Annotated in this window: 10 protein-coding genes and 1 pseudogene; 8 read left to right on the top strand and 3 right to left on the bottom strand. The window is 59.1% G+C overall.

Annotation, left to right across the window (positions count from 1 at the left end; genetic code table 11):
• The 3 genes and pseudogenes from WBB95_RS26550 to ycaC form a co-directional block, all read right to left on the bottom strand.
• Nucleotides 1-1,270 (bottom strand): annotated as a pseudogene (locus tag WBB95_RS26550) (type IV secretion protein Rhs); the annotation flags it as partial.
• A 377-nt stretch (nt 1,271-1,647) separates the two neighbouring features.
• Nucleotides 1,648-4,815 (bottom strand): hypothetical protein, encoded by a 3,168-nt coding sequence (locus tag WBB95_RS26545; RefSeq protein WP_424490275.1) that lies wholly within the window; start codon nt 4,813-4,815, stop codon nt 1,648-1,650.
• A gap of 304 nt (nt 4,816-5,119) precedes the next feature.
• The gene (ycaC, locus tag WBB95_RS26540) at nt 5,120-5,752 is read right to left on the bottom strand and encodes an isochorismate family cysteine hydrolase YcaC (protein WP_424490274.1); all 633 of its coding nucleotides are present in this window, start codon (nt 5,750-5,752) and stop codon (nt 5,120-5,122) included.
• A gap of 370 nt (nt 5,753-6,122) precedes the next feature.
• Here ycaC and WBB95_RS26535 point away from each other — a divergent pair, with 370 nt between their 5' ends.
• The 8 genes from WBB95_RS26535 to WBB95_RS26500 all read left to right on the top strand — a co-directional run bounded on the left by WBB95_RS26535 (nt 6,123) and on the right by WBB95_RS26500 (nt 12,152).
• Complete coding sequence (locus WBB95_RS26535; RefSeq protein ID WP_424490276.1) at nt 6,123-6,704, top strand: YjfI family protein; 582 nt, start codon at nt 6,123-6,125, stop codon at nt 6,702-6,704.
• A gap of 17 nt (nt 6,705-6,721) precedes the next feature.
• Complete coding sequence (locus WBB95_RS26530) at nt 6,722-7,420, top strand: PspA/IM30 family protein (RefSeq protein ID WP_424490273.1); 699 nt, start codon at nt 6,722-6,724, stop codon at nt 7,418-7,420.
• Nucleotides 7,421-7,477: 57 nt separating this feature from the next.
• Nucleotides 7,478-8,038, top strand: a complete 561-nt coding sequence (locus WBB95_RS26525; RefSeq protein ID WP_424490272.1) for a rhomboid family intramembrane serine protease — start codon at nt 7,478-7,480, stop codon at nt 8,036-8,038.
• 72 nt (nt 8,039-8,110) lie between these two features.
• The gene (locus tag WBB95_RS26520; RefSeq protein ID WP_424490271.1) at nt 8,111-9,145 is read left to right on the top strand and encodes an ion channel; all 1,035 of its coding nucleotides are present in this window, start codon (nt 8,111-8,113) and stop codon (nt 9,143-9,145) included.
• Entirely contained in the window at nt 9,132-9,806 is a 675-nt protein-coding gene (locus WBB95_RS26515) for a DUF2491 family protein (protein ID WP_424490270.1), read from the top strand. Before WBB95_RS26520 ends, WBB95_RS26515 begins: the two co-directional genes overlap by 14 nt.
• 15 nt (nt 9,807-9,821) lie before the next feature.
• Nucleotides 9,822-10,250 carry a DUF350 domain-containing protein gene (locus WBB95_RS26510; protein WP_424490269.1) on the top strand — a complete coding sequence of 143 codons (429 nt, stop codon included), beginning with the start codon at nt 9,822-9,824 and terminating at the stop codon, nt 10,248-10,250.
• An 18-nt stretch (nt 10,251-10,268) separates the two neighbouring features.
• A complete protein-coding gene (locus tag WBB95_RS26505) occupies nt 10,269-10,982 on the top strand; it encodes a DUF1190 domain-containing protein (RefSeq protein ID WP_424490268.1) in 714 nt (237 codons plus the stop codon).
• A gap of 12 nt (nt 10,983-10,994) precedes the next feature.
• Complete coding sequence (locus WBB95_RS26500; RefSeq protein ID WP_424490267.1) at nt 10,995-12,152, top strand: glutathionylspermidine synthase family protein; 1,158 nt, start codon at nt 10,995-10,997, stop codon at nt 12,150-12,152.
• Nucleotides 12,153-12,208 lie beyond the last annotated feature (56 nt).

The raw sequence follows: 12,208 nt of genomic DNA, 5'->3' as shown, positions 1-12,208 counted from the left end.
ACGGCAAAACCCCGTCCAGCGTGCCGTCAACCAGTGTCAGCAATTCCTCGCCGGTGACCATCGACACCGGGCAACCATTGGTAGCGGTCTTGTCCGCGCTGGAAGCCGCATCGCCGTTCTGGTTTTTCCCGGACGAGGGCACATCATCCACATGCTCTTTCTGCTTCAGCACTGCGTTCTGCCGCGCCCGCCAGCGCATCTGCATCGTGCCTTGTTTCAACCCGCCGACCACGCCGCGAACCGCCACCGCCTTGTAGCGATCCACCGCCTGCATAAACTTCTTGAGAATGCCGAGCAGGCTGCGGACAAACCCCACCGCAGCGTCCAGTATCTGCGCGCCATACTTGACCAGCCGCACACCCAGATAAGCCACGCCCGCCGCCGGCAACGCGATGGTCAGCACTGCGCCAATCACCAGATCAATCAGCAACGACACCACAAACCCAGCGGTCTTTTCGGCTATTTCGCCAGGCGGCAACGCGTCCAGCCACAGCATCGCCGTGCGCACCATCAGGTACAGCGCCGCTTCATCACTGGCCAGCAGCATCGCCTGTTCCATGACTTTCGGCGCGTTGGTGGCCAGCTCCGCGAGCTTGGCGGCCTGATCACCCAGTTGCTCGCCGAACTTCAATGGGTCTTCAAGAATCGCCTGCACCAGCTTGATGCTGTCCCACACGTCCTTGATTGCCGCCCAACTGCCGGCCAACACACCGCTGCCGATGGCGCTGGCGGTCGACTGCTGCCAATACGGTTTGAACTCTTTCCATTGCTCGTGCAGCCACTGCTCCAGATCAGCTGTGAGCCCGGCGTAGGAGGCAAATAGCGCATCCACTTGGGCTTCAGAAACGCCGCCCTGAACCCGCACCTGATAACGCTTGCCCGCCGCGCAGTGGTGCGAGCCCTTGCCGTGTTCGTCCAGCATGACAAGCGTGGAACTGCCGTCATCCAGCCCGATCACCTCAACCGGGATATCGCCAATCGGCACGTCGTACACCGACTCAAACGCGCTCTCGATCTTCAGCTCGCCGCCCAACGGGCACATGACCACGCTGCCCAAAACATCCGGGTCAGCGGTGCTGACTACGGTCTGCGAGCCCCCGACCCGCAACACCCGCTCCATCCCCAGCAACGACGGCATATCCGCGGCATGGCTGACGGAATCCAATGCTCGCGAATACCAGGCGCCCATCTGCTGGCGATACTCCGCCAGGCTCTTATGAAAGCCATTGAGCTCATGTTCGATGAAGGTGATGTGGGCGGCATTAGTCATCCGTGACGGCTCGGCAACAGGGCAAGGCGTCGGAGAATGCCGCAGGAAAAAGTGGCTGGATGAACGGTTGGAAAAATCAGAATGGGATGACGTGAAGCGGCTAGAAACCGCGAAAAACTAATCCGAAGGACTACACGAAAAAGCGATCTGGCTCATTGACGAAGAAGGGGCGAAAGTAAAGTCGCCTCGCGCAGGAAGCGCAGATGCTGGCCGAGTTCGGACAGGATGTGGCGAGGCCCGAAAAGTCAGGCCTCACAAGGGAGAGCCAAGGGGCGATGTGGCAAATGACGCGCGGTGGGTTTGTGCAACAGGCTGCTGCACAAATGTCGATAACCCCCCCACCGGCGCAACGCCCGTTGATATAGGCCTACCCCAAATCAGGCCGTGTTCTTGCTGCCCGTCTCCATGTCCGTGCTGCCCCACGGCCGCCAGTCATCGGTGTGCCGCTCACTGCCATGCGGCCCGCTGGAGCTGGTCCCGCCCGCGAGGAATTTCTCCCAGAGGTTCTTGCTGTCGGGGTCGCTGTCTTTGTGCAGGTAGGGCGCCAGCCGCGCCAGGGAGCTGCCTTTTTTGTCTTCGGTTTCCTTGAAGTGTTTCCACTCGTCCGACTGATACTCGAACATCGATTTGTCGTCCGGCGTATCGCGGCCGCCGTACATATAGGTGGCGTAGCGCGCGTATTCGAGCTTGTCGCCCCAGTCGTCTTTGGTCACGCCTGCATCGGCGAGGTCTTTGAAGAACTTGCCTTGGGAATCGGTGAGTTTTTGCATTTTGGCATGCTCGACCGCCTCGGCAATCAGGGTGCCTGCGACCCCGAAGATCACACCCGCCACGGCGAAAATCGGACCCGCAACACGCGCGCCGATAGCCAGCCCGCGTATCACGGTCGCGGCAACATCACCGGCCAGTTTGCCAGCCAGGTGGGCGCCTTTGGGCGCGAACATCGCAATGGTGTTGGCGATCGCCATACCGGTACCGGATGCACCACCGCCCAGCGTGAAGGCCGCGTCGGTTTTTTCCAGTGCGGTCTTGGCATTTTTGAGTTTGCGCGCGCCGGAAACGATGTCCATCACGCCGCCGGTCAAGTCCAGGCCGGAACCGCCCATAAAGCGCAGGAACGACCGGCCGGAGGCGATCGCGATTTCGGATTTTGAAGCCGGGGTACTTTTGCCGGGAATGTCCTTCACGCCCATTTGTTCGCCAAGGGATTTGGCCGCGTTGTCGTACTCCTTGACCTCATCGGCCGACAGGTTGCCCACGTCGAGCTTCTTGAGGGTTTCGGAAGATTCCTTGACGCGGGTGCTGATAGAGGCGGCCAGTGCGTCGGATTTTTCAGTGGATTTCTTGCCCCAGATATCCGGGAGGTTCTCATCGATCAGGCCGAGCCATTCGGTGGCTTTGATTTTTGGCGGGCCTTTACCGTCTTTGTCCACGGCAGGGTCGTAGGTTTTAGTACCGCCCAGGGTTTCCACGATGTTGGAACCGAACTTGAGGAAATCGTTGGTGAAGCTCAAACCGGCGACCAGGTCTTTCGCGGCAGCGATTTTCTGGTCATCGGTCATGTTGCCGCCGCCATTGGCGAGCTGCAGCGCGCCGCTTACCAGGTTCATGGTGCCTGCCAACGCACTGAGCCCACCCGTGGAGCTGGCCTTGTGCAACACCGTCTTCAAGGAGCCAGCGGCCGCCTCACGGTTGGCGCCCAGGCCCTTCAATTGGGTGTCGACCACCTTGTCGATGGCTTTCGGGTCGCCGCTGGCCGCCGCGAGACGAATGGCCGCTGCGATCTGTTTGTTTTCTGCCGGGGTCAGCCCTTTGATGTGGCCGTCGAGGATGTCGATCTCATCCTTCATCTTCTTGTACATGTCGTACGTTTTGTCGCCCTTGTCCAGGCCACCAAGAGCGGCGTTGATGCCACCCTTGATCATCGTGAACGAGGCCTTCAACCCACTTTCGGCATTTTCCGGCGAGACCTTGTCGGGGTTTTCCATGTAGGTGTTGAGTTGGTGCGTCATCATGTTCTGGTCGAACGTCTGACGGCGTGCGGTGTAGCTGTCCGGTTCGAGAATGCGCAGCGACTCGAAATAGCGGTCCACGTCCAACTCGGCCATTTCCGATTTCTTCGGATCGCCTGAATCGTTCATGGCGATGACATAGTCTTCGAAGTCCAAGTTGGCATCGCGGGTGCCGTCTTTGAAGAGCGCAGGAAAGACCTGTTCGCGCACTTCATTCAGTCGGTCTTCCGACAAACTACCGACACTCTTCTTTAGTTCCGAGTCGTAGCGGTCCTTAATTCCTTCCTTGCCCATCAGCGTGGAAATTTCCTTGGCGAGTTTGTCCTCGTCGACCATCTCCTTTACATCGTTGCCGTTCAACTTGGTCGGGGTCTTGTCTGTTTCGCGGTAAGTGCCGCTGCCCAGGTTGATGCTCTCGGCATAACCGTAGAGGTCATAGCCACTGTCCAGCGCGGCCTGGGCGTCCATCAGCTTGACGATCTTGGCTTCATCGGAGTCTTCGGTCAGCTTGCCGCTCTTGATGTCATCGCGAATGGCTTGCACAAAGTTCTCGGCCGTCTGCCCACCCACGGTCTTGTCGTTGGGCAACTCCATGTCCATCAGCCCTTCAGCGCCGAAGCTCGGGATGTTGTACTTGTCGCGCAGGGCCTTTACGTCTTCGGGTTCATCTGGCGGCGCGGCCTTGTCGGAGTGCGTCGCGTCCTTGACGTGCATCAGGTCGCCTTTGAGGCTTGAGTAGCCGTACTTGCCGAAGTCCTGCAAGCGCCCGGCTTCGGTGCCGTGGCGGGCTTCCTTGTCTTTGGTGAAGCCATCGATGCTGTCGTTGTCTTTGTTGCGGGCGTCGTTACCGGTCAGCAGCTTGCCGTTTTCATCCAGGCTGACCACGTGTTCCAGCACCTGGGTGGCGCGGTACGCGGCGTCGGCGTCGTTCTCGAAATCACCCACCTGTTTCTTCAGGTTGTCCTTCACATCGCTCTGGTTGCCGAGGTTTTTCAGCAGCGGCGTGGCGTCGATAATCTCCTTGGCCGAGCGCGTGTCACCGTCGGGGCGCTTCTGTTGGTCGCCCAGGTCCGACTTCACCACCTCGCCGCGCAGGCTCGAATACCCGTACTTGCCAAAGTCCTGCAGGCGGCCCGCTTCGGTGCCATGCCGGGCCTCGCCGTCTTTGGTGAACCCGTCGACGCTCTCGTTGCCGACGTTCTCGCCTTTGGTCAACTTGCCGTCTTCATCAATGTATTCGACGTGCTCCAGCACCTTGGAGGCGCGATAAGCCGCGTCAGCGTCTTTATCAAAGTCGCCGACCTGCTTTTTGAGGTTGTCCTTGACCCCGCTTTGGTTGCCCAGGAACTTGAGCAGCGGCGTGTCATCGATAATTTGCTGGGCTGAGCGGGTGTCGCCCTCAGGGCGTTTCTGGCCTTTGCCCAACTCATCCTTGGGTGCAGAGGCTTTTTTGACGGATTTTTCCCAGGCAACGACGGAGCTTTTTTGAGTGACCGCGGCGTCCTTTGGGGTCGTTTCTACCTTCGCTACCATGGTTCTTCTCCTGATGTAATTATTGCGTCGACACCTTTTAAAACGCGCAGGGCCGCGCAACTTCCTGGTTAACTAACCGAGGCTGTTTATTGAATAACAAGAGGGCGGCCTTAGTGGGTTGGCCGCTGTGCATGAATGCTGTGAAATGCAACGTCACGGAACTTAGCACGGACGTTTGGCTGATTCGCAAAGCCTTCACAACAATTCACAACGCCAAGGCTATTTTGGAACATTCGAGGCGTAGGGCGAGCGCACACAAAAAAGCCCGCGGTTCAAGGCGGGCTTAACTTAGAGCGTGGCGGGATTAGTGCTGGCGTGCTGTCAGCGCCGAGTAACCGTTCATCAGATTGCGATAGTTGGGGATGCGCTGGGACAACAGATTGCCCAAGCCTTCGATGTCATTGCGCCAGTCGCCCTGCAACTCACACGCCACCGAAAACCAGTTCATCAATTGCGCACCGGCTTGCGTCATCCGGCTCCACGCCGCCTGCTGCACCGTGGTGTTGAAGGTGCCCGAAGCGTCCGTCACCACAAACACCTCAAAGCCTTCCGCCAGCGCCGACAACGTCGGGAATGCCACGCACACATCCGTTACCACACCGGCAATGATGATCTGCTTGCGCCCGGTGGCCTTGATCGCTTTGACGAAGTCTTCGTTGTCCCACGCATTGATCTGGCCAGGGCGAGCGATGTACGGCGCGTCCGGGAACATCTCTTTCAACTCCGGCACCAGTGGGCCGTTGGGGCCTTGCTCGAAACTGGTGGTGAGGATGGTCGGCAGGTTGAAGAACTTGGCCAGGTCGCCCAGGGCCAGCACGTTGTTCTTGAACTCGTTGGGCGAGAAGTCCTGCACCAGGGAGATCAGGCCGGTCTGGTGGTCGACCAGCAGCACGATGGCGTCGTCTTTGTTCAAGCGGTTGTAGGTTGGAGTGCTCATGGTTGAATCCTTTTTTGTTTAAGTGGGTTTGGCGTTGCGTTCAACATGGGCACAGATTAATGGGTGGTTGCTGGGGGATAAATCGGCTGGGATGGGTAATACCGTCAACTCAAAGGAGACAATTGCCTATCGCTTAGCAGTTCCGAGTCTGTTCGAGCATAGGAAAATTGAGACAAAAAATCTCACGCGTGAGCTATTGAGCCAGACGAATTTTGCCTGTAGATTTTCTCACGCGTGAGTTTTTCACAACGAGGTCAGTAGTATGAAAAGCAGCTCTCCATCGAGCCCGTCGGCTGGGTCCGATCCCGATACAGCAAGCCTTCAGGGAGAGCGCTTGAAGCCGTCCGCGAAAAAACCGTCGAGCTTTTACATGAAGCAGATGCGCGCGGGCCTGGCGGCCGCCGGTTATGTGAAACACGAGACTTGGGTGCTTCCCGAAAATCGAAGCCTGCTCAAGCAGATGGAGAAACAGCTTCGCCAGCCGATTCTGGCTGGCTCATTCATGTCGGAGAATTTCATGAGCGCAGGTACCAACTGGAATATCGATCGCCTCTTCAGCGCGTTTCAGGCCCTGGATGATGTGGTTTCCAACGACATTACGCTTTCTCTCGTTCAAGGCTCCGAGTCCAGCATCAAGCTGGAAATGAACGACTTCGGTGGCTTGCCGATTTACATCGCGGTGGTAGGTGAGCAAATCATCGTCGATACCGTGCTGGTCGACGTCGAGTCCATCAACGACGTAACGGCCTTCAATGACGCAGTGCTGCGCAGCCGGGAAATGTTCCCGCTGTCCTCAATCGGTATCGAGTCCATGCCTAATGGCCAGGTTGTCTACAACATGTTCGGCGCGTTGAGCTCCGACTCCAGCCTGACAAACATCGTGACCGAGGTGAAAACCCTCGTCGACAACGTGCAGCGCGCCAGCGAAGCCTTCGAACGTTTCTTCAATTAAGTATTCGGGAGTATCCAATGACTCAATCCATCTGGAGCAAACTGTTCACCGCGCTGCGTGGCGGTGCCAGCGAAGTCGGCGAATCGATCGTCGACCAACAAGCCCTGCGCATCCTCGACCAGGAAATTCGCGACGCCGACACCGCGCTGGCCAACGCCAAGCGTGAGCTGGTCAGCATCATGGCCAAGCACAAACTGGCGAATGATCGCGTCAGCGAGTACGACGCCAAGATCAAGGACCTGGAGTCCAAGGCGATGGCCGCTATCCAGGCCAACCGTGAAGACCTCGCCCTGGAAGTGGCCGAAGCCATTTCGACCCTGACCAACGAACGCGACGTCGAGCAAAAGCAGACCGCCGAGTTTGGTGGCTACGCAGAAAGCATGCGCAAAGACATCACCAAGGCCGAAAGCCGGATCAAAAGCCTGCGCCAGCAAGTGGACATGGCCAAGGCGCGCGAAAGCGTACAGAAGGCCCAGGTCAGCGCCTCCATCGCCAGTGGCGGTGCCAACGGCAAGCTCGAAACGGCCGTCGGTACGTTGAATCGCCTGCAGGCCAAGCAGCAGCAGCGCGCGGCTGAACTGCAAGCCCAGGACGAACTGGCTGAGGCATCGACGGGTTCCGACCTTGAGCGCAAGTTGCGCGAAGCCGGCATCACGCCGAACGAAGGCAGCGCCAACGCGATTCTGGAACGCCTGAAGCAAAAGTCGGCCGAGTAAGCAACGCCGCAACAGGAAGGGCGTCTTCAGCCCTTCCTTTTTTACGTCGAGGTCAGGATGGACGCCCTGAAGGGTTTCAAGACAATTGCAGGCCTGGCGCTCTTGATGGTGGCGCTGCAACTGCTGAATGCAGCCACCGGTTACAGCCTCATGGCATTCGGCCTGATTCCCAGGACGGTGCAAGGGCTGCCCGGCATCCTCACCTCACCGTTTTTGCACGCATCCTTCGCGCACCTGAGCGCGAACCTGATTGCGTTTTTGATACTGGGCACTCTGGTCATTATCGAAGGCTTCAACCGGTTCGTCAGCGTCAGCGCGATCATTATTGTGCTGGGCGGCTCGCTGGTCTGGCTGTTCGGTTTCAGCGGTGTACACGTCGGCGCCAGTGGCTGGGTATTCGGGTTGTGGGCCTATCTTCTGGCGCGCGCCTGGTTCCACAGGAGTTGGAGCAACCTGATCACGGCCGGTGTCGTGGCGCTGCTGTATGGCGGCCTGATCCTGGGCTTCCTGCCTCGCCGGGGTATTTCCTTCGAAGGTCATCTGTTTGGTGCGTTCGCCGGATTTATTGCGGCCAAGGTACTTCTCTCCACGCCGCGCAGCAGGTCTAATGCCGCGTGAGCGCACTTGAGCATCCAGACGTCGGGGCGATGGCGTCATCAGGAATCAAGTACCCAGGGAGCCAGGGACGAAATGTCGATTTTTCTGTTGTTGCGCATGTACGCCTCCTCCCTCTTTCACCGCTTCGGCTGGGCCGGCCTGGTCATCGCCTTGGGTATTCACCTGAGCTCGGCTTATCTGGGCCTGATATTGCTGGGCGAGCACCACCTCACCAGCCTCGCCACATTTGTTTACTTCTATCTCACCACCACGCTCACCGTTGGTTATGGCGATCTTGCGCCGCAAAACTCGGCGGGGCGCGTGTTCGTGGCCACCTGGATCATGCTTGGGGGCATTGCGCTGCTGACGGCAGCCATCGGCAAAACCACCAGCAGTGTTATCGATGCATGGAGAAAAGGCATGAAGGGCAAAGGTGATTTCACCGGCAAGGTGGGCCACACGGTGCTCATTGGCTGGGAAGGTTCATCCAGCGAACGCGTGATCGAGTTGTTGCTTCAAGACGAAACCTCAAACGATAACCTGATCGTCATCTGCGATTGCACGCTCGAAGAAAACCCGATGCCGGGCAAAGCCGCGTTCATCCGCGGGGAAAGTCTGTCGTCCACCGCGTTGTTGCTGCGCGCCGGTGTGCCCGGTGCCGAGCGCGTGCTGGTGCGAACCCCGTCTGACGACCTGACGCTGGCCACCGTGCTCGCGGTGAATCAATTGAGCCCCGTCGGGCATGTGGTCGCGCACTTCAATGAAAGTGAAATCGCCGCACTCGCCAGTTCTTACGCCCCCAGCCTGGAATGCACCTCCAGCATGGCCATCGAGATGCTGGTGCGCGCCTCCCAGGACCCGGGCTCCTCCGTGGTCATCAATGAGTTGCTGTGCGTGGGCCAGGGCGCCACACAATATTTGATGAGATTGCCCGAGGCCTTTGAGGCAACGTTCGGCGACCTGTACACGCGAATGAAAGAACACCACAACGCCACGCTCATTGGCTATCGCGCCAAAGGTGCGCAACAACCGTCGATCAACCCGCCCAGCGCCACCCGCGTTGAAGGCGGTGAACTCTTCTATATCGCCTCCACCCGCCTCAAGGAAATTTCCAATGGGATGGTTTAAACAGTTGATGGGGCTTGAAGCCCCGAATGCGAGCCCAGAACCCAACCGGGCTGCCGGCCAAACCCTGCCGACCACAGGCCCGCTGGGCCTGGCACCGGGCAAGGGCGTGATGTTCGACACGACCCTGAAATTGCTGCTCGATGGCAAAACCTCGGTGGTGATTCCAGGCTCCCAGGAAATCTGGAGCAACGGTACCGTCGACCTTGGCCAGTCGACCTGGCTGTCGCGCTATTACATGAACGACGAAGACTACTGGCTGCAAGTGCACACCACGGGCGAGATCGCCGGGCAGGTCGAGTCGGTGATCCTGTTCAACTACCTGAGTTACGTCACGATCAACAGTGAACCGGAACTGCGCCGGCTGGCCGGGCCACAAAGCCTGATCGGGCTGCCGACGTACACCCACAACGGCGTCGAATACACGCGCGTATGGGGCAGCGAGGCTGGCCAGACAGAACTGGTCGCCATGAGCGAACAGGTGATCAATCCCGAAGACGCCTACCTAGTCGAACACCGCTCGATGCTGTACGCCCGCGACACAGGCCTGACCGATCGTCGCGAGTTTTTGCTGTTTTCCGTCGAAGAAGACGCTGAGGGCACTATCAGCCTGAGCACGTCGCTGGGCATTTCGCTGTACACAACCGACCTGACTGCGCTCTAAAAAAGGAAGAAATCCATGCTCGAAGCTCTCTCTATCTCCCTGAACAAAGCGGCCGTGTTGGGGTTCGTCACCTACCTCCTGGGGGCGGCCGTACTGTTCGCGCTGTTCCAGTTCATCTACACCCGCGTCACGCCGCACAAGGAATTCGAACTGATCCGCGCGGGCAACGTGTCGGCGGCGGTCGCTTTGGGCGGCGCCATCATCGGTTTCGCGATTCCGGCCAGCAACGTGATTGCCTTCTCGATCAGTATCCTCGACTTCGTCGTCTGGGCCGTGATCGCCGCCGTCGTCCAGCTGTTGGCGTTTCTGGTGACCAACCTGGTGCTCAAAGGCACGTCTGAGCGCATCAAGAAGGGCGAACTGGCGGCCGGCATCTACGTGGCGGCCGTGGCCATCAGCGTCGGCATGCTGAACGCCGCGTGCATGACGCCTACCCAGAACTGATCTCGCACGGAGCTCCCGATGAAACGAAGCAAGTACGTCCAGCTTTCGCTGGCAGCGTCGGTCGCCATGGCGATTTCCGGCTGCGGGCCGACCGAAAAAACCTACGATTTGCAGAAGAAGTACAACTTCCAGTCCGTTCAGCAATGCGCCGATGAAAAACTTCCGGTCGACGTCTGCTCGGACGCCTACATGACGGCCATGGCCGAGCACCGCCGCATTGCCCCGGTGTACGACAGCCAGGCCGACTGCGATGCCGACTTTGTCGCCGACTGGTGCCAGCAAGACTCCACCGGCAAGTTCATCCCCAAACTCGGCGGTTTTGAACTGACCGCCGAAGGCCGGGTGACACAGTCCCAGGTCGACGCGGCCAACGCTCAAGCGTCCGGCGCGCAAGCGAACAGTGGCGGCTCAGGCTTCTCCACCAGCAGCCTGCTGACCGGTCTGCTGATCGGCAACATGCTGAGCAACAATCGCAACAGCTACCGCTCCGAGCCGGTGTACCGCTACCGCGATGATCGTGGCAATTACGGCTCCTCGACGCTCAACCAGCGCGTCTCGAATGGCGCGACCTTCGGCCGCTCGAACCAGGCCCGCTACGGCAGCAGCAATTACTCGAACACGCTGCGCTCCTCCAGCAAGTCGAGCGCCGTTTCGTCGGCCACTTCGCGTGGCGGCTTCGGCAGCAAAGCCAGCGCCCGCAGTGGCTGGGGCGGCGGCGGATCGAGCAGTTAAGGAAACCGGGCCATGAAAAAGATCCATTGCGCAGAACGCCATGACTGGAAACAGACCGCCGACAGCCTCGGCTTTCTGTTCCACACCATCGACGACGAACCCTACTGGGACGAGAGCGCGTACTACCAGTTCACGCTCAAACAAATCGAGCGCGACCTCGAAGACCCGACCACCGAGATCCATGACATGTGCATGGACCTCGTCGCCCGCGTGGTCCACAGCGAGGAACTGCTGGAACGCCTGAGCATTCCCGCGCCGTTCTACGACATGATCCGCACCTCATGGCTCGAAGGCCACCCGCACCTGTACGGGCGCATGGACTTCTCCTACAACGGCACCGGCCCCGCCAAGTTGCTCGAACTCAACTACGACACCCCGACCAGCCTCTACGAGGCGGCGGCGTTTCAGTGGGGCTGGCTGGAGCAATGCATCGAGCGCGGCCTGCTGCCCAAGCACGCCGACCAATTCAACAGCATCGACACCAAACTGCACCAGGCCTTCGCCCAATTGCAGCTCAACCAGCCGTTTTACTTCGCCTCGATGAAAGACTCGATCGAAGACAAAGGCACCACCGACTACCTGCGCCTCGTCGCCGAAAAAGTCGGCATCGAGTCCCGCCACATCGACATCGAAGACATCGGCCTGACCGCCGAAGGCCGCTTCGTCGATCTAGAGGATCGCTGGATTCCGCACCTGTTCAAACTGCACGCCTGGGAATTCATTTTCCACGAGCCGTTCGGCGCCGCGATTGCCCAGTGCGATACCCAGTTCTTCGAGCCCGCCTGGAAATCCATCCTCTCCAACAAAGGCATCCTGCCGCTGTTGTGGGAGTTCAACAAAGGCCACCCCAACCTGCTCGCGTCCCACCTGGACACCGACCCGGGCAAAGCCGTGCCGAAAGGCTGGGTACGCAAACCGTTCTTCTCACGGGAAGGGGCCAACATCGAACTGCAAACGGCCGACGGGCTGATCGTGAAAGAGGACGGGCCCTATACCGACGCGCCGTTCATCCTCCAGGAATTCGCACCGCTGCCGAAGTTTGGCGACAGCTATACGTTGGTTGGGTCGTGGGTGATTGGTGATCAGGCCGCCGGCATCGGCGTGCGGGAAGACAATAGTTTGATTACCAAGGATTCGAGCCGGTTTTTGCCGCATTTGATCCTGGATTGAGGCGTGATCTTCAAGGGCCAGCAGGGCTGATCCCTTTCATTTGCAGGACGTTTCCT

The organism is Pseudomonas sp. (assembly GCF_049645325.1).
GTDB lineage: Bacteria > Pseudomonadota > Gammaproteobacteria > Pseudomonadales > Pseudomonadaceae > Aquipseudomonas.
The sequence above is the reverse complement of the archived record's forward strand: the minus strand, read 5'-3'. Positions and strand labels throughout refer to the sequence as shown.